The 2,420-nt window shown below is 68.6% G+C and carries 1 protein-coding gene; it reads right to left on the bottom strand.

All coding sequences use genetic code 11. From position 1 onward, the window contains the following. On the bottom strand, nt 1–2,420 hold a 2,420-nt coding region (locus BN903_RS17750; protein WP_228841122.1), incomplete at both ends, for a hypothetical protein.

Here is a 2,420-nt window from a genome sequence, read left to right as displayed (position 1 = left end):
GCGTCGTCGGTCGCGCCGTCGCCGGCCGCGACGCTCCCGTCCGTCCCGAACGCGTACGCGAGCCGGTCGGTCGTGTGGCTGCCGTCGATCTCGACGGTGCGGACGGTCGCGCCGAGCTCGTCCGGGTCGACGGTCTCGCCGTCCAGCCGGACCGGAACGTCGTCGTCGACCTCGAAGGCGGTGAACTCGCCGGTGATCTCGTAGGAGTCGATACCGCCCTCAACGTGGCCCGAGACGGTCGTCCCGTCGATCTCGTCGCTCTCGTTGGCGCGCGCGCCGGGAGCGACGCTCCCGTCGACGGTGAACGTGTAGTCGATCCGGTCGTAGGTGACGCTCCCGTCGATGACGAGGGTCTTCGCCTCCGTCGGCGCGTCGGTCGAGTCGCCGTCCCCGCTCGTGTCGTTCGAACCGCCGGCGTCGGAATCGGTGTCGTCTGACGTGGAGCCGGTGACGTCGGACGCGGAGTCGTCCGTCTCGTCGTCGGACTCCTCCGTCTCCGAGACGACCAACTCCGACGGCTCGACCGTCTCGCCGTCCAGCCGGACCGGCACGTCGCCGTCGACGTCGAACGCGGTGAACTCTCCCGTGACATCGTAGGAGTCGATTCCGCCTTCCACCTGTCCGGTGACGGCCGTCCCGTCGATCGCGTCGTCCGGGTTGGCCCGCGGACCGGCCGCGACGCTCCCCTCGACGGTGAACGTGTAGTCGACCCGGTCGTACGTGTCGCTCCCGTCGATGACGAGCTCCTTGCCGTCGGTCGAATCGTCCGTCGGGCCGCTGTCCCCGCTCGTGGAATCGCTGTCATCGGACGCGGAGCCGTCCGTCTCATCGTCGGACTCCTCTGTCTCCGAGACGACTAACTCCGACGGCTCGACCGTTTCGCCGTCCAGCCGGACCGCGGCGTCGCCGTCGACTTGGAAGTCCGTGAACTCGCCGGTCACCCAGAAGGAATCGATTCCGCCCTCGACCTGCCCGGAGACGGTCGTCCCGTCGATCGCGTCGTCCGGGTTGGCCCGCGGACCGGCCGCGACGCTCCCCTCGACGGTGAACGTGTACGTGATCCGGTCGTACGTGTCGCTCCCGTCGACGACGAGTTCCCGGCTGCCGTCCGGTCGGGTCGCCGCGGAGTCGTCGGTCGAGTCGTCGGTCTCCTCCGACTCGGAGTCGTCGGTCGACCCCGACGACGCCGGCTCGGGGTTCGGGAACGGGCACGATCCCTCCCGGGTTATCGACGAGCTCGACGCCGTCGAGTTCTCTAAGGTGATCTCCCTGCCGGTCACGTCGATGGTCGAGTCCTCGACGACGCCGCCGCTCGCGTCCTCGAAGTTGATCCCGTCGCGGCTCGATCCGGACTGGTGGATACAGCAGTTCCGGACGACCGAGTCGTCCGCCTCGACCAGTCGGACCGCCTCGCGGCCGGACGCCGATCCGGTGATGCTGACGTTCTCCATCCGGATCCAGTGGGGCTCCGGCGACGTCTGCTGCCACTCGCGCCAGGAGATCGTACCGGGTCGCCCCCGACGGACCGCCCACATCCGGTCGATGTCCACCTGAACGCGAGTGTTCTCGACGGAGAGGCTCCGACCCTGCGGCGAGAGGTTGATCATGGCGATCCCGTTGGGCGCATTCCTGCCCACGAGCTCGCAGTCGCGGACTTCCGCCCCCGCCGGGATCGGCTGGGCCCCTTCGATCTGGACGCCCTGCTCGATCTGAACCCCGCGCATCCCGAAGCCGGTGGAGATGTCACCCAGCTCCGGCCCGGTGTACTTCTCGAAGTCGATCTCGACCGTACAGTTCTCGATGTAGCTCCCCTCCCCGCCGATGCGTACGTTCGCGGCGTTGTTGTTGAGGAAGTAGCAGTCGACGATCTCCACCTGTCCGGGCGTCCGAGAGGTGTACGTGCCGTTGTTGCCGAACTCGCGGAAGTCACACCCCTCGATGCGGACGGTCCCCTTGTTCGTCCAGCCGACCCAGACGCCGATCCGCCCGTTGCCCCTCGCGTACCCGTCGACGCGGGACCCCTTCTTCGCGACCGCGTTCCGCAGGACCCCCCGCCCGTCCTCGCTCGTGACCGCGAGCAGGAAGGCGCTGACCTGTCCCGAGTTGTCGGTGAGTCCCCGCCCGAGGAACTCGACGTCCTGAATGTGGAACCGGTTCCGGCACCTGAGCCGGATCCCGGTCGTCGTGTCGTCGGCGCGCATGTCGACGTCGACGTTCTCGATGAGCACGTCGTCCGGCACCGGGTCGTAGTTGAACAGGAACCCGGTGTGGCCGGTCGGGGGGACGAACCGCACGTCGCCCTCGCCGAGCACCCCGACGCGGTCGGCGTCGATCTCGAACTCCCCGTCGAACAGGTACTCGCCCTCGGGGAACCGCACCAGCGTCCCCTCGGTGAGCGCGTCGTCGAGACGGTCGTTCAC

Source organism: Halorubrum sp. AJ67, assembly GCF_000513435.1.
The sequence above is the reverse complement of the archived record's forward strand: the minus strand, read 5'-3'. Positions and strand labels throughout refer to the sequence as shown.